The following is a 16,762-nucleotide window of genomic DNA, read 5'->3' as shown; positions in this document are numbered from 1 at the left end:
CTCAGCCCTGAGCGTATTAGTAATAGTTGATTTTCACGATGGCTGTGGCATCAAATTGACCTAATTTCACTGATTGCCCGGCAATAGCATTCAGGCTGGCAGTATAATTTTTTGTCACCTGAGTCACATCGTTCAACTGCGCGAACTCGTTATAACGGTTATATACAATCGCCTGACTGGCATCATTATAAATCGTCAATTTCGTGCCGTTTTGCATATCAATGGCATTATCACCCACTAACGGATTCGTGGTTGAGAACTGCGCCTGAATAGAAAAATTGGACAAGCAACCTTGTTTGACTGCGGTAATGGAAAACGGCTGACTAATATTATTGCCGCTATTTTGTAGTAGCGCTTTATTGAATACGCCAAAATTCACGATTTGTGATTCTGGATATACCACCAAGTCCGCACCGCAGGCAATAAACCGTACTCCCGTTAACCCTGATAAGGCATAACGCAAGTTCTTTGCCCCAGGGGTCAGATTCAGCCCAGTTGAACCATCAAGTTGGAATACCGTGAAGTTATCTGCACCCACATAATAACCGCTCGAAGGTGGGTTACCGGTCACTTTAATATATAGCCGGAAAGTCACCGTAACGGTAACATTTTGCCCTTTAGCTATCGGAGAGGAATTGGTATTTAAACGGGCCGCGTTAGTTTCTAAATCCTGCCCATTATAACTGACACCTAATTGCAACCCCTGCCCCAACGATTGATGTAGCGGGTTAAAATAGAACCACACTTGGTCAATCGTCGAGCCTAATACGTTATCGCAATAGGCTGTAACAGTAATATCGTTCGATTCCCAGACTTTCGTCCCTGCCGCAACGTTCGATGGTATCGCTAATTGCCCGATAGGTATTGCAGGTTTAATCACAATACCGGTTCCCTTTTCAACACAATCAAGGGCATAGGCCGCCTGCGATAACAGCAGCGCCACCAATAAAATAACTACCGAGCCACCCATCCGGCCCATTTTATTTAACATAGCATGAGTCATTGTCATTCCTTTACCGGTACCGGAAGGCTGCGCGCATTACTTTTTCTTTTCCGCAGGTTGAATTTGGCAATCAACAGCCGAGCAGTTAAAAATACGGATGACCATGCCACCAAAATCATCCATATAACCAATGCTATAACGACTGCCACTATAACCTGGCGTCTTGGCAATCTCAGTACCAAAAGGCGCGATCATTAGGCTATCGAAACCGGGGAAATTACCGCGATTATCCTGGCTTAAATACCCTAACGTGATGTAATACGGTGTCGGGTTATGAATTTTCAGGCTTTCACCTTGCTTACTAATCTGTAATTTTTCCTGCCAGATCTCGTTATAATCTGCTTTTATCGCCGTAGGGCGGTAAAATAGCTTCACTCTATTTTGAATCGCAATTTGTACCACGTTGGTCATTTCACTTTTTGGTGGCACTTCCCGCACGTTGAAATAGAATAGCGTCTCGCGATCTGTAGCTAATTTATCAGCATCAGGCAGTTTCATAATGCGCACCTGACTTTTTTGGCCGGCATTAATCCGCTGCATTGGCGGCAAAGCAACCAATGGGTTATCTACTTTCTGGCCAGCGGCATTTTCTAACCATGATTGTGCTAAATAAGGTGATGTTTTACTCTGATTTTGCAAAATAACACTGGCTGATTTATCGCTGCTGTTGAAGATAATCCGTGTCCGGTCAAGATTAATCGCCGCCTCACTGACCATAGTGGTAAGCAATAAGGCAATCCCTACTATGGCATTATTTATCTGCTGGTTCTTCCTAACCAGCATCATGTTATTAAGGTCTTTCATTTTCTGTTCCGCTCTAAATTAGATCGTTATGCTGTGAATAACTGCTTTAAGTAAGCAACAGTTTTGGGTAAAAAATAATTTACGGTCAATAATAGTTTTCGGTCAATAAACTATTTTAATTAATATTTTTCCATATTGCTGCCTAACCTACTGACAAGGAAGTAGAATTTTCCCTGAACTCATGCCGTTATTTTCCGGCAATACTATCTTGCACTGCTTTTTGCCCCACTGAACCGTCAGTTTCCCGGCATCTTCTAAGCCAGCCAAATAGGCCAAGCCACTTTCGCCTAAAATACCTACCTCAGCTCCGGTTTTATCAGCAATAACCGATGACCCAAGTGGTGGGAAACTACCGTCATTGAGGCGGATTATGGCCATAATTTGCTGACCTTTTACTGCCCTAATTTCACGGTAACCAATAGCACCTTCGGTGAGGGTTTTTTGAATAACAGTATTATAGACTTCAATATCTTCCGGCAGGCTTTGCACATCAACCCGAACGTCTGACTGCTGATAACTGGTAACGCCATTTACCACTGCCACACCAAACCGATTGGTAATCGCCGAATTATTATTCAATGACACACCTGAAACATCGCCGGTATCAATCATTATTCTTGGCTCATTACCCGATTTATTCTGGTGAGCTGAAACACCCTTCGCAGTCGCGGTTATCGAGCCATACCAGTTGGTATTCAACGAGTTATATTCATTATTTTTATGGCTGGCATCAACACCAAACTCACCATAAGGGGAGCTATGCTGATAGCCGCCACGGAACACGCCATTGCCTTGCTGTATTTCAGGGCTGGCGCCCCCGGCGCTGACACGCCAGATATTCCTCGGGTCCTGGCTGTTGAAATAGGAGATATTCTGCGAGTAGCCGTTGTTCTTATCACGTTGCGCGTCATAACTGACCTGCTGCCCAACACCAATCGGGACGCTGAATGAGAAGAACACCTGATTTTCGCTTTCATACTGGTATTTCACTTTATTGGCAGAGATTGTCGTCGAAATGCCTTTAAAAGAGCCAATATCAAATATTTTGCTGACAGAAACACCGTAATTATTACTGGATACATCATTCCAGTAAGTTTTATGGGTAGCAGATAAGTACATAGTGATATCCGGCCAGGCCAAATATTGGTTCGCGGTCACGGTGTATGTTTGCTTATCATTTTGTAGATAATTATTGCCATTTAGCCGATCCAAGTACTGGCTCATGCTCATAAAGTTCTTTTCGGAAAAACGGTATCCGGCAAAGGTAATCTGGCTATTAGTCTGGTCAAAACGCTTGGAATAGTTAACCCGGTAGCTTTCACCGCTCTGCTTCCCTTCATGCGGTAACTGAGAGCGGGAATGTGTAACATCGACAGACAGCGCGCCGAAATCATGTAAGTTTTGCCCAGCACCCATGGCTATCGCGGTGTAGTCCTGTGACGTCGCAATCACTCCGCCATACAAGGAAACATCATTAAATGCCCCCCATGAAAACTCACCATTAAAGAAAGTCGGATCACTCACCGCGTTATTGCTGCCCTGCATCGGACGGCCCAAAGCCGTTTTATAGCGGATGGCGCCTTTGCGGGTTAAAAATGGTACGGTTGCGGCGCTAACCTGGAAAGTGGTTACACGACCATCTTCCTCTTCCACGCGGACATCAATATTGCCCTGTACCGCCTCACTAATATCCTGAATAACAAACGGCCCCGGAGCAACGTTGGTTTGGTAAAGGGTACGGCCATTCTGGCTCAGAATGACTCTGGCATTGGTGCGAGCAATGCCGATCACTTGCGGTGCATAGCCACGCAGTGTCGGTGGCAACATCCGCTCATCACTGGAAAGTGATGCCCCCAGAAAACGAAATGAATCGAAAATACTGGAGCTGAGATAGGTTTGACCACCAATAAATTTAGCCCCTATCGCTGGGATAGCCCGAAATGCATACACTTGTGACCAGTCAAAATTACTGTAGTGCGAGCCTTCTGTTTCATTATTGATATATTGGTAATCAGCACGGATACGCCATGGCCCCATATTGGCGCCCGCAGTTCCGTAGCTGCTAAAATTAGTGCTACTACTACCACTTTTCGGCGCATAACGATTACCAAACAGGTTGTAATCCAATATAGCGCCAGGAATACCATCATCCCATTGAGAAGGCGGCACCCAATTAGGATCACTGTAAGCTAACCATGCTTGTGGAATAGAGATAATTAAATATTGTTTTTCTTTATCGTAATTTGCCGTAATCTCTTCTTTTTGATCAATAGAGACACACTTGCCATCATTCCATAATGTCAGCGACTCACGCACAGCCGGAGCTAACCCCAGCAGATCAACTAAATCTGGTGACAGGCATAATTTAGTTAATTTCCCATCATCGACAGGTAAATAGGGTACCAGGTAGCGCTCAGGTAACAGCCGGCCATTAATCAGGACATCAAGCAGATAATCACCCGGAGGGGTATAATCATCAACCTCAAAACGAGACAGATCGATATTACTGCGATCTTTTGCATCGATAATATTGGTATTAAACTCTACTGCTGCAGCCATTCCAGGCAATAATAAACTTAAACCTGCCAATGTTAATATTTGCACCATTCGAAAGATCATTTCTTTTCTTCTAGATTTATATTGCATAAATAAATCACTGTCTTATGGCAAAGTATTAATAAAGGGGAGTCTCCTCCCCTTAAATTGAAGCTACATACGCCGCTGTAACGTCAAATAAGCAGGGTATGACCCAAAGTAATTGGTGTTTCAGCAAAGCAGCAAACAAGTGCCGCTAATGCTGCTGCAACGCCAAGTACGAAGGATAGTTTTATTTATAGTTCAGCGCGTAAGTAGCCTGGGACACGATAGTACCGGTTGTTACAGGTGCGCCAGTTGCTTCAACGCGAGCTGCGAATACTATCTGATTCGGGCCAGTTACCAGATTAACATCAGCACCGGTATCACCCACTTTCAGCAATGCGCCGTTAGTGTCGATCAGACGAATACCTGCACCACCTGCGCTACCGGTGTTTGCCAGCAATGCTGGAGAGGTTGCATCAGAAACGCCGCCGAAAGTTACGGTAACTTTAGACATTGCAGGGTAAGTTACTGAACCTGCTGTTTGTTCAGTCAGATCACAATCTTGCAGGTCAATGTTGTACTGAACGTTCTGAGAATATTTATTACCGGTTTCCAGTAATTTATTCGCTACCTGACCCATATCTACGCTGATATCAGTAGAGTTCGGCGCGATAGAGCATGGTGCATTAATAACAGTACCGGTAAAATGAATACGGCCATTACCTTCATCTGCAGCAAATGCTTGGGAAATGAAAGCAGAAGATGCCAACGCAATAATCAATGCACTTTTCTTAAAATTAGACATATTAAAAAACCTTTATTTAGACACCATATTTAAAGAATACGCTGATGGAATACCATCAACGGCTCACGTCATTACCGATGGCTATAACAACGATAAAATAAATAAAAACATGAAAGTAAAAATGCAATAAGATGAAATCACAAAATGACACTAAAATTCAATTGTAGAAATGCATTCCAGAATAAAAATCCCAGAATTAATCTTCAACATTTAAATTATAATCATCAAAGTGTAATTTATATTAAATAATAACCGATACTTTATAAACTCCCATGTATTTATATTATCTGGCTGTTCTCGCCCCGACTGGACATGGATAGGACTATACGCGATCTTTTTATCTAGTAAATACGAATTTATCGGCCAAATCGATCGTTATATATAATTTATTTGGTGTTTTATGCCATGTTTATGGTCAAAAGCTAGTTATTTATGCCAAATAGGGTTAACTAAGCAAGGTTATACTTCAAATATTTTTATAATATCAGCAATAAATCTTATCTGTGTTTATTCGACAAATCAGAGATATCAACAATGCTGAAGGAAAAATCCTACAAAATATAGGAATATATTCATACGCCATCAATATAACTATTCTTTTAATTAATTCAAATTGTATATAATAAGCAATGAATACATTTTTAATGTCAATTTTTGTCGATAAAAAAGATGTTGGAAACCAAATGATACATATCCCGAGATTTCAAAATGCAGGCTAGCACAACGAATACACCAGCAAGTTGCAGCATAAGGGGTATAAACAAATGGTTAACTGGTCCCTTTTACACCCTATGATGGCCGGATTTGGCATTCCTCTCTAGTGAAAACCCGCCCATGATTGAGCTACACCCATACGGCGGAGGGCCGGAAATGACTAACAGCGCATTACTGATTATTGATGTTCAACAATCTTTCGAACATAAATCTTTTTGGCAGCAGCAAGATTTACCCGCCTTCTCGGCGGCGCTGAATCAATTAATTACCGGCTGTAAACTGCGAGGAGTGGCACTGGTCGATGTTTTTCATGTCGCCCCAGAAGGGCCTTTCTCACTGGCTTCAGGCTATGTTAAACCAATGTCGCTGGTTTCCCATCAGGCAGATGTTACCGTACAAAAGCGGGTACATAACGCGCTGACTGATTCAGGTCTGGATCAGTGGCTAAAGGAAAGGCAGATAGATCATCTAATTATTGCCGGTATGCGTACTGAACAATGCTGTGAAACCACCGCCCGTGTGGCATCGGATTTAGGTTATCAAGTGACCTTCGTGACTGAAGCTACACTAACCTTCCCAATGACGCAGCCAAATGGTGTGGTATTGAGTAGCGAAGAATTAAAGCTGCGCACAGAAACCGTGTTAGTCGATCGGTTTGCCACCATCCGTACCGTTGCGGAAACACTGGGTGCTCTGGATACTCGGCCGTCAGAGGTGGTTGCAGAAAAAACAGTAAACTGGCAGCCACAGCCTTATTTGCCACGAGATATCACCCCTGCTGGCGTTAAATATCTTAAGCAGTGGCAGTTGAAGCGCTATGTTATTCGTTACTCGCAGGCCCAAGGTGACACACCATATTACGCCCCCGCTTATCAGTTAGTTGGGCAGTGGTTACCAGAAGAAGCAGAAACGGTGAACCGCCCAGGCATTGGTTTTGTGATTGAGCATCAGGGGAAAACACTGAATTACCTGATTGTCGGATGGTGGGACAATGAGAATGAATTGCGCGTGAAAGTCTGGGTACAAGAGCAGGGAGTGTGGCGTGCGGCACGGGATGAATCGTTCTGTGTATGGGATTTGCAGGTTATGGCCTTTGAACGCGATGCTTTTGTTGCTACTTTGCTACAGCACACCCCGGATATTCCGGCTTATCTGAACCGTTATCTGACGGTAACTGTGGATTAACCATGCAACGAAATGTCTATTTCCTATTGCTTCCCGGCGTGCTGTCGCTGGATTTAACTGGCCCGGCCGAAACCTTACGGCTGGCAGGGTCATTTAATCTCTTCTATATCAGTCCATTGCCGCAAGTGACGGCTTCCACCGACATGGTGCTCGGCCAGTTACAACCACTACCTGACAGCTTGCCGGAGGGCAGTTTACTGGTCGTGCCTGGGGTGAGCGACTCACGCCACTACTTTGCAACCGAAACGGCCGCAGTGGCCCGTCACTGGTTACAACAGCAAAAAATAGCCATTACACAGCAAAAAACAATCTTGGTTTGTGTCTGCTCCGGTGCATTACTGGCGGCACAAGCGGGGCTACTGGACGGCTACCAATGCACCACTCATCACAATGTACTTGAGCGATTACGCCAGCAGGCACCCGCCGCACAAACCAAAGAAAACCGTATCTTTGTTGAAGACCGTGGCGTGTATACCAGCGCCGGAATTACGGCGGGTATTGATCTCTCTTTGCATCTGATTAGCCGCTATTGCAGCCCACAAACTGCATTAGAAGTCGCACGGGAAATGGTGGTTTATTTTCGACGGTCTGGCGATGACCCGCAGCTTTCCCCCTGGTTACGTTACCGCAATCACCTGCATCCCGCCGTACACCGTGCGCAGGATGTGATGTCGGCAGAACCGGAAGCCGAATGGTCACTGCTTCAGGTCGCGCAGAAAGCACATGTCAGTAGCCGCCATTTAACACGGTTATTCCGCGAACATGTCGGGATCAGTGTGCGTGAATTTCACGAACAATTGCGAGTCGCAGTGGCCGAAGTTCGCCTGCAAGAAGGGTTTAATCTGGAGAAAGCCGCACTGGCTGCCGGGTTCTCCTCCGGCCGCCAGCTTCGGCGCGCACAACAGCGTGGGCAGGTCGTGGTTAACTGACCAGACGCCGCCGGTCAATGCGCTGTAATCCCATGGATAGCAAAGTGCTCAGGGCGAGAGCCAGTGCGAAAACATAGAAAATATCCAGTATCGGATAACCCGTAAAATCGTAATGATGGGTGCGAATAAAGTGAATAATGAGCGCGTGGAAGCCGTAAATCGCCAATGAATGCCCGGCGAGCCAGCTTAGCCAGCCAATTTGCTGGTTCATGCAGTTTTTAAACCACACCAGCAGTGATACCGCCGCAACGAACACCAGCGGGCCACAATACATATAGAAAGTATCCGCAAAACTGCCATTAATCCGCGTCTGCTTTTCAGTTGAGATGGCAATAAATATTACGCTGGTGATAAATAGCAATGCCGCCCCCCAACTGATCACCCTGCCTTTGGTTTCCAACATACCAATTGCCCGCCCCAACAGCGCGTACAGCAAGTAATAGAAAGTATCACCGTAGATATAGAGGTTGATTGGCAATAAATGGAAACCGCCAATCGAATACTTGCTGGCTTGGGGATTGGCTAGCACTGCCAGCAGTAAAATCACCACCGCCAGATAGCGGCCTGACACCGGTTTGACATTAATCAGTGGTGATACCAGATAAACCACGATAATGGCGTAGAAAAACCACAGATGATAAAACACCGGTTTTTGCAGGATATTCTGTAGTGAGGCCCAACCGTTGATCGGCGTCAGGATCGAAATATAAATCAGGGCAATCACACTGTAGAACAGCAGGCATAGCCCGATTCGGGTGAAGTGCTTTTGCTGTGCACTTTTTTCACCAAAAAACAGATAACCAGAGATCATAAAGAACAGGGGCACGCAGGCACGAGAAGCAGAATTGAGCAGATTGGCAATATCCCAGTTAGCCTCACCCACCTGAGCACCACTGGTGACGTAATAGGTTGTGGCATGGATCATGACCACCATAATGCAGGCCACCGCCCGCAAATTATCAATCCAGCCAATCTTATTGGTCATGCATACTCTCTATCACCTGTCAGCATACTAAAAGCGTTGATCTATTTACGGCATCAATAATCAGGTTGCAAACAATAACGTAAATTCGATTTATACCCAAAGTAAATGAAACGGCATCAAGGATAAGATTCATTAATCCCAATGAGCTTACACAAGGTAAGTGATTCGGGTGAATGAACGCCGCTAACAATGCTGTAGCGTCTAGGACGAAGGGTATTACCCAAAGTCATTGGCGTTACAGCGAGGCAGCAAGCGAATGAACCCCGATGAGCTTACACAAGGTAAGTGATTCGGGTGAATGAGCGCCGCTAACAATGCTGTAGCATCTAGGACGAAGGGTATTACCCAAAGTCATTGGCGTTACAGCGAGGCAGCAAGCGAATGAACCCCGATGAGCTTACACAAGGTAAGTGATTCGGGTGAATGAGCGCCGCTAACAATGCTGTAGCGTCTAGGACGAAGGTATTACCCAAAGTCATTGGCGTTACAGCGAGGCAGCAAGCGAATGAACCCCGATGAGCTTACACAAGGTAAGTGATTCGGGTGAATGAACGCCGCTAACAATGCTGTAGCGTCTAGGACGAAGGGTAATTGTTGCTATAACGTTATATTGACGGCAAAATAACCGACCTGACGCGCTTTGAATGCACACCCTGCCTGAGCCGTATCCTTTTTTACGTTTATTATTAATAGCTTAATTTATGCAAACTTCATTTTCACCCGCGACACGTTTAGGTCGACGGGCGCTTTTATTCCCTCTTTGTTTAGTATTGTTCGAATTTGCCGCTTATATCGCTAACGATATGATCCAGCCAGGTATGCTCGCCGTAGTGGCTGATTTTAATGCCAGTATTGAGTGGGTTCCGACCTCTATGACTGCCTATCTGGCTGGCGGGATGTTCTTGCAATGGTTGCTTGGGCCGTTGTCAGACCGCCGTGGACGCCGCCCGGTAATGTTGTTCGGTGTCGCATTCTTTGTGGTGACATGCCTTGCCATCTTGCTGGTCAATAGTATCGAACAGTTCATCGCCATGCGCTTCCTGCAAGGGATCGGCTTATGCTTTATTGGTGCCGTCGGTTACGCCACTATTCAGGAATCATTTGAAGAAGCGGTTTGTATTAAAATTACCGCGTTAATGGCCAATGTCGCCTTGATTGCCCCATTACTCGGCCCTCTGGCGGGGGCCGCCTTGATTCATGTCGCTCCGTGGCAGGCAATGTTTGTGCTGTTTGCCGTGCTGGGGGCCATTTCATTTGTGGGCTTATGGCGCGCCATGCCGGAAACCGCCGCTCTGAAAGGGGAGAAACTGTCAGTGGCAGCGATGTGGCATGACTATAAGCTGGTGCTCGCCAACCGCCGTTTCATGTGTGGTTCCCTGGCGTTAGGCTTTGCCAGCCTGCCATTGCTGGCGTGGATTGCGCAATCACCCGTCATTTTGATCAGCGGTGAGCAGCTATCCACTGTTGAATATGGTGTTTTGCAGGTGCCAATTTTCGGCGCACTGATTATTGGTAATCTGACACTGGCGAGATTGAGCGGCAAAACCAGTATTCCACGTCTTATCCGCTACGGTGCCGGTCCGATGATTATTGGCTTGCTGATTGCCGCAGGCTCAACGCTCTATTCATCCCATGCTTATCTGTGGATGACGGCAGGACTGAGCCTGTATGCCTTTGGTATTGGCTTGGCTAATGCCGGTTTGGTGCGGTTGACACTGTTCGCCAGTGATATCAGTAAAGGTACGGTATCTGCCGCCATGGGGATGATCAGTATGATGGTCTTCACCTTCGGCATTGAGTTTGCCAAAGTCGCTTACTTGTGGGGCAACAGCGGTATCTTTAACCTGTTCAATCTGATCAGTGGCTTGCTGTGGCTGGGCTTGGTGATGATATTTATTCGCCGTCAGCCGGAGGCGGTTACTGCGGAGTAGTTTATTAAGCGCTGGGGGAATAGACCCTCCAGCGAATTTATAGCCTAAAATCAGTGTGTAATTGCGCCCAATGATTTCGTAATACTTGCTTATGAGCCTCATTCATGGGCAAAGAGGCCAACATTTCAGGCCATGTTTGACGCGCAATAATAATCGCATCGTCTAAATGGGCCTTAATAGCCGGGTAAGGTGCACTTATCCGCTCACACCATTTTTTGAACGTAGCAAAATTAGCGACATACCCGCGTTTTTCTTTTGCCATTCTTAAGGCAAGCTCAGTCTCGTCTTCCATATAAACTTTAGTACAAACAATATCATAGGCTGGCGAAAGTCTTGCGTGCCGGCCATCAGAATAAATGACAGTCCAGTTTTTCAGATGTGCATCACCATTAGCCAACATAATATTAGCCAGTAACCGGCGCGCCATCTGTTGTAGGTCCGCTAAACCACCAGCATTGTTATATAAAACAGCCGCTATTTGCTCGTAATTCTTATCTTCGTATTTTTTGCTGGGATATAGGTTAAAAACCTGTGCGAAATCTTCGGTATGTATCCGCGTCCGCCCTTGCACGGTACGATCAAAACGACGGATAAGATAAACATGTTCACCGGGTGGTAATTGAATATCGGGCAAATTCTCGATTTTATCTAATGAGACTAAATCAATGTCGGGTATATCCACACCAATAGCTTGAGCTAATCGCATCACAGAATATTCATTCTCAGGGATATTTTTATGCACAGTTGAAGGTGTTTTAACAATCCAGTTATCCTCACCCACTGCGGAGGTTATTAGGAACCGCCCATCCTGGTGACTAGATGAGAATTTCATATGTACGCCAGCCAACGAAAACTTATCAGCAATGTTATTCGTATCTATTTGTATTGATTCTATTTTATCATGTGCGGAAAGCGCCCATATGGGGATCTCTCCCTTCATCAATGGGCGGGTTATCAATGCACCAGCGAGATTACCGCCAGCTCGCGCCAACAACGGAAATTCATTATCCTCATGAATTTTTAATTGCCCAACCATCATCTGCCGCAACGCCCCTTCAGGTAATAAGTTCGACAGTACCGGAGGTAGCTTTTGTTTATTAATCTGCGTCCTTTGCAGGTAACCGTGATCAATCTGCTGAGTTAAGGTAAAGGTCGGTCGCTGTGTATCCGGCATCGCGATATAATCAGGATCGAACGATAGAGCATTCCGACCGCCGGTATAGTGCACCACAACACCCACACGGATTTCCCCCAGATAAAGCGCCAGCCCTTCGTCACTCTCAAGCTGTTGCGACATCGGCTAGTCCTCCAGATCTTTATATTTCTGTGTCCAGGGATCATCATTGAGCGTGATATCTTCCTTATTGACCACGCGTTCTGTCCCCATAGTCAAACGTATATCCTGCGCCTGTTCCCGGGTGAGCAGCAGCATTTCCAGATCGAAACCGGCCAATATCCGCAGAAAAGTAGAAAGGTGAATATACCCCCCTTTCTCAAACTTGGAAACTTGCTGTTGCGTCATGCCATTGATAAGACGCATATCAGACTGTGTAAATTGTTTCTGTTGGCGAATTTCTTTTATCTGCTCGGCCACATCTAACAGCGATTTCATATCATCCCCCAGTTACATGTCTTTTGATGTATCTATAGCCTAGCACATCTTAAACAATGTATTTTATGGATTAAACATCGGATATGATGTAAAAAATCAAACTACACCTTATGAGATGTAATTTGACCACGTTACATCACTTTAGATGTATTTTAACCGAATTACACATTAGGAGGTGTATTAAGAAATAGCCCACTGTCACGCAACAAATGGTCGTTACCTCGGCGGCGAGTAAACCCACTGCGGTCAAAGAATTCAAGGATTTGAATCGCCAGTTTGCGGCCAACACCCAGTCTATCGCGGAAATCTGAGGCACAGGCGCTGCCCTGGCTGGCATCCAGCTCACGTACCAAATCAGCGAATTGCTCAATACGCTGGCTGCGATAGTAGCGATCAGGAACAATTGCTGTGATATAGCCCAGTTGTGCCGCTTTGCGCAATAGTGTGCGCATCTCACTTTCTTCAATCTGCATCGGTGCCGCCAAATCGCGCACCCACCAAGGGTCATCGGCAAAATAGGATGCGACCTGCTGCCACTGAACCTGCTCCTCGGCAGTAAATGCCAGGCCATGAGCTAGCAGATGTAGCCAGCCACGGGTATTCTTTAGCGCCCCTTCAGCCAGCAGATCATCAATCAAACGGAATACCAGCCCTTCATCCAGCGTTGGCAACGCCATACGCCGCAACCGCGCCCGCCCTAATCCTAACTGATCACCATGCTGTTGGTGATACAGGCACAGGACATGTAATAAGGTTTGTTGCGCTTGCTGAGCATGAGGGCGCGAGAGTGCAATATCACCGGCGACAACACTATCAGTCTGTGCCAGTAAGTCCGCCATATCGCGTTCAGTTAGCTGGCGCGCCCAACTGAAGTCATCTAAAGAAACCGGCCCTTGAGCCAGATGTAAATCCAGCACTTCACGGTCGGAGGTTGCCTGGGCCAGCGCAGTTAACCAAGATAAATACGCCGGTTGCCGTTTGCCGCGTTTAGGGGCGGTGAGATGAATCACCCGTGCACCGCCCAAGGTCTTTTTCGCCGCAATGTCACGCAAAATAAGACGATCGTTTTCAGCCAGAGATAGCGGATTATCCAACAACAGTTCAGCAAGTATCGGCTGGGGGTTCTCGTCGGTAGGTTGTGGATTGGTCAGCAGCGAAAAACGCCCGGTAATATGGCTGGCGGCATGATGCAAATGTAAAGGTTGCCAATGTTGGATCGGTGTATCAGCATCCACAATGACAAGTACCCGCTCCGTGGCCTGCGGCGGCTGTTGCGTTAATAGCCAGTCACCGCGTTTGATCTGTTGTTTGCTGATATCGCCACTGATATTCAGAGCGATACGCTGGCCAGCTTGCGCCTGTGATGTATTTTGATTTTGGGCATGGATACCACGCACCCGCACCGGACAGTCGCCGCCGGTGAGCCATAAGGTATCACCGAGTTCCACCTGACCTGCCAACGCCGTGCCCGTTACCACCAAGCCAGCCCCTTTCACACTGAATGCGCGATCGATAGCCAGACGAAAGCGCCGCTGTAACCGGCTGTGCTGTGCATTTTGTTGGTGGTATTGCGCCAGATGTTCACGTAATTCGTTAATGCCACGCTCGGTCGCCGCCGCTGTCACGAACAAAGTGACTTGCTCTGCTTGCCAGCCCTGAGCCACCAGCTCTGCCAGTACCTGCTGGCGAGCCTGTTCGATACGCTCATCATCAACTCGATCAGCTTTGGTCAGTGCCACGGTCAACGTGGGGCGACCACTGAGGCGCAAAATCGCCAGATGCTCGCGGGTTTGTGCCATGACACCATCATCACAGGCTACCACCAGCAAAGCATGGTCAATGCCGCCCACGCCCGCCAACATATTGGCTAAAAACTTCTCATGGCCGGGGACATCGATAAACCCCATAACGCTGCCATCGGACTGTGGCCAATAGGCATAACCCAGATCAATGGTCATGCCGCGCTGTTTTTCTTCCGGCAGGCGATCCGCATTCACCCCGGTGATGGCCTGTAAGAGTGTCGTTTTGCCATGATCGACATGGCCTGCTGTTGCAATAATCATCGAGCCAATTCCCTGAGCAACGCCGCCTCATCCTCCAGGCAACGCAAATCGAGCCACAAACGCCCATCAGCCACGCGGCCAATAACCGGCTTAGCCAAACCGCGCCAACGCGCTGTTAGGGCTTCCAGAGCACTTCCGCGCCCCTCTTTTGGTGCGAACGTTACCGCCCAACTGGCCAGACGGTCTACCGGTAGCGAACCGCTACCGATCTGCGACCAGCAAGGTTCTGCCGCCAGCGTGAAATCGTTGCCATAACGAGCGGTTAGGGCACCCAATACCCGTTGTGCACTCTCGGCGATAACCTGTGTTGGGCGGGTGAGTAACCTCATGGTTGGCAGCAACTCAGTCAACCGGTCTGGCTGCTGATAGAGACGCAAGGTGGCGTCCAGTGCGGCCAGCGTCATTTTATCGGCGCGTAGCACCCGCTTAAGTGGGTGCTGCTGTAGCTGCTCAATCCACTGTTTTTTGCCAAGAATAATCCCGGCCTGTGGGCCACCCAGCAGTTTATCGCCCGAAAAGGTAACTAAATCGATACCCGCTGCAATCAATTGCTGTGGCATTGGTTCTGCTGGCAGACCATAACGGGTCATATCCACCAACGAACCGCTGCCCAGATCGGTGGCGGTCGGGATGGAGAATTCATGGCCTAATGTTGCGAGTTGCGCTTCGGCAACCGAGGCGGTGAAACCTTCAATACTGTAATTGCTGGTATGCACTTTCATCAGCAGGCCAGTGTGTTCATTTATGGCTTGGCGGTAATCTTTAAGGTGCGTGCGATTAGTGGTACCGACTTCGACCAATTCACACCCCGCCTGTCGCATCACATCCGGGATACGAAAAGCACCACCAATCTCCACCAGCTCACCGCGAGAAACCACTACCTGTTTCCCCGCCGCCATTACCGTCAGCATGAGAAACACCGCAGCAGCATTGTTATTCACGATACAAGCATCTTCCGCACCGGTCAGCTCGCACAGCAAATCGGCGATAGCCCGGTCACGATGGCCACGCCCGGCACCACTCAGAGAGTATTCCAGTGTTACCGCGCCACGCATCGCATCATTCACCGCAGCAATAGCTGATTCAGCCAATGGGGCACGGCCCAAGTTGGTATGCAATACGGTACCGGAAAGGTTAAAGACGGGTTTTAACGCGGATTGGCGGCTATGTAAACGCTGCTTTAATGCTGTTGGCCAGTCACTGCACCAATCAGCCAGTGAATGAAATTGGCGGATATATTCACGAGCCTCAACCTGCATTTGACGCAAAATATCGGTCAATAAAACAGGGCCATATTCAGCCACTAAAGGGGCAACATCTGGCTCGCGTAGCAGGCGATCTATTGCGGGTAACTGACTGTATAACTGATGGGGTTCTGCGCTCATACTCACTCAGGTAATAAGGTCGAAAGAGCGCCATAATAATGGTACGGCGCTCGGTCTGAGTAATTAGTGTAGCGCGATAGAATCAACCACGCCATTCACTAACGTTTGGTGTTGCTTGGTTTTTTCAGCGGCAGAGACCATCTGAATAAATACCACTTTCTTATCTAACACAGTAAAGATTGTAGTCGCTACCATCGGCGAATTTTGTATTTTTTGCTTGGTATCAAACAGGCGGAACTTATGGCCATCAACGGTGATGTCTTTTTGTCCGGTTTGTTTAATATTCTGGTACTGAGCACTGAACCCCTGCAATAACCCTTTGTTTAACGCATCAAGGGACAAATCACTGGTATCAAGCAATTCGACGCCCGGCGGGTTAGTCACCGCAGTGACGGCCATTTGTTTACCGGCAGCATCAATCAATAACAACGTTTGATTTTGCTCATTGTTCACGTCACCCGCCAATTTAGTTTGGTCAACAAATGATGTTGGTAATACAAAGGTAACCTTACCATCAAATAGACTAACCTGCTGCTGGTCAGCGGAAAGTTTAGCGGCTGGCGTGGTTGCTGCTGGCGGAGTTACTGCGGGTGTAGAGGCTACCGGAGCGGGCGCGGGTGTTGTAGCAGGGGTCGATGCAGGGGCGGCATTGTTGGTGCTTTCCTTGCTCTCCTTACTGTTATCACACGCGGCCAGACCACCTACCAACACCATCACTACCGTCAGTTTTGCGACTATCTTCAACATACAATAAATATCCTTATTT

The 16,762-nt window shown here is 47.3% G+C and carries 13 protein-coding genes; 3 read left to right on the top strand and 10 right to left on the bottom strand.

What is annotated here, in order from left to right:
* Nucleotides 1-16: 16 nt before the first annotated feature.
* The 4 genes from V1956_RS02615 to V1956_RS02600 all read right to left on the bottom strand — a co-directional run bounded on the left by V1956_RS02615 (nucleotide 17) and on the right by V1956_RS02600 (nucleotide 5,192).
* Entirely contained in the window at nucleotides 17-1,003 is a 987-nt protein-coding gene (locus tag V1956_RS02615) for a fimbrial protein (RefSeq protein WP_420071845.1), read from the bottom strand.
* A 36-nt stretch (nucleotides 1,004-1,039) separates the two neighbouring features.
* The gene (locus V1956_RS02610) at nucleotides 1,040-1,807 is read right to left on the bottom strand and encodes a fimbrial biogenesis chaperone (RefSeq protein ID WP_420071846.1); all 768 of its coding nucleotides are present in this window, start codon (nucleotides 1,805-1,807) and stop codon (nucleotides 1,040-1,042) included.
* Between the two features lie 147 nt (nucleotides 1,808-1,954).
* Nucleotides 1,955-4,414, bottom strand: coding sequence for a fimbria/pilus outer membrane usher protein (locus V1956_RS02605; protein WP_420071847.1), 2,460 nt, complete (start codon nucleotides 4,412-4,414; stop codon nucleotides 1,955-1,957).
* A 220-nt stretch (nucleotides 4,415-4,634) separates the two neighbouring features.
* Nucleotides 4,635-5,192: a fimbrial protein gene (locus V1956_RS02600; RefSeq protein ID WP_083161443.1), complete on the bottom strand. Its 558-nt coding sequence runs from the start codon at nucleotides 5,190-5,192 to the stop codon at nucleotides 4,635-4,637.
* 870 nt (nucleotides 5,193-6,062) lie between these two features.
* Between V1956_RS02600 and V1956_RS02595 the strand changes: the two genes are divergently transcribed.
* Both V1956_RS02595 and V1956_RS02590 read left to right on the top strand, forming a co-directional pair.
* Nucleotides 6,063-7,091 carry an isochorismatase family protein gene (locus tag V1956_RS02595; RefSeq protein WP_372560236.1) on the top strand — a complete coding sequence of 343 codons (1,029 nt, stop codon included), beginning with the start codon at nucleotides 6,063-6,065 and terminating at the stop codon, nucleotides 7,089-7,091.
* 2 nt (nucleotides 7,092-7,093) lie between these two features.
* On the top strand, nucleotides 7,094-8,020 hold the full coding sequence (locus V1956_RS02590) for a GlxA family transcriptional regulator (protein WP_372560235.1): 927 nt from the start codon (nucleotides 7,094-7,096) through the stop codon (nucleotides 8,018-8,020).
* On the opposite strand, the gene V1956_RS02585 is transcribed toward V1956_RS02590, so the two are convergent.
* Entirely contained in the window at nucleotides 8,013-9,005 is a 993-nt protein-coding gene (locus tag V1956_RS02585) for an acyltransferase (protein WP_372560234.1), read from the bottom strand. The two genes, V1956_RS02590 and V1956_RS02585, sit on opposite strands and share 8 nt — an antisense overlap.
* Before the next feature lie 701 nt (nucleotides 9,006-9,706).
* Between V1956_RS02585 and V1956_RS02580 the strand changes: the two genes are divergently transcribed.
* Entirely contained in the window at nucleotides 9,707-10,936 is a 1,230-nt protein-coding gene (locus V1956_RS02580; protein ID WP_372560233.1) for an MFS transporter, read from the top strand.
* Between the two features lie 37 nt (nucleotides 10,937-10,973).
* On the opposite strand, the gene V1956_RS02575 is transcribed toward V1956_RS02580, so the two are convergent.
* From V1956_RS02575 to V1956_RS02555, 5 genes are all read right to left on the bottom strand, one after another.
* Entirely contained in the window at nucleotides 10,974-12,233 is a 1,260-nt protein-coding gene (locus V1956_RS02575; protein WP_442824779.1) for a type II toxin-antitoxin system HipA family toxin, read from the bottom strand.
* A 3-nt stretch (nucleotides 12,234-12,236) separates the two neighbouring features.
* A complete protein-coding gene (locus V1956_RS02570; RefSeq protein WP_442824778.1) occupies nucleotides 12,237-12,548 on the bottom strand; it encodes a helix-turn-helix domain-containing protein in 312 nt (103 codons plus the stop codon).
* Nucleotides 12,549-12,709: 161 nt separating this feature from the next.
* Nucleotides 12,710-14,611: a selenocysteine-specific translation elongation factor gene (selB, locus tag V1956_RS02565; RefSeq protein ID WP_442824777.1), complete on the bottom strand. Its 1,902-nt coding sequence runs from the start codon at nucleotides 14,609-14,611 to the stop codon at nucleotides 12,710-12,712.
* Nucleotides 14,608-15,996 (bottom strand): L-seryl-tRNA(Sec) selenium transferase, encoded by a 1,389-nt coding sequence (selA, locus tag V1956_RS02560; RefSeq protein WP_442824776.1) that lies wholly within the window; start codon nucleotides 15,994-15,996, stop codon nucleotides 14,608-14,610. Before selA ends, selB begins: the two co-directional genes overlap by 4 nt.
* Nucleotides 15,997-16,059: 63 nt before the next feature.
* Nucleotides 16,060-16,743: a hypothetical protein gene (locus V1956_RS02555; RefSeq protein ID WP_372560229.1), complete on the bottom strand. Its 684-nt coding sequence runs from the start codon at nucleotides 16,741-16,743 to the stop codon at nucleotides 16,060-16,062.
* Nucleotides 16,744-16,762: the final 19 nt, after the last annotated feature.

The sequence above is a fragment of the Yersinia sp. 2540 StPb PI genome, assembly GCF_052217165.1.
GTDB lineage: Bacteria > Pseudomonadota > Gammaproteobacteria > Enterobacterales > Enterobacteriaceae > Yersinia > Yersinia enterocolitica_E.
This window is presented reverse-complemented; position numbering and strand designations above follow the sequence as displayed.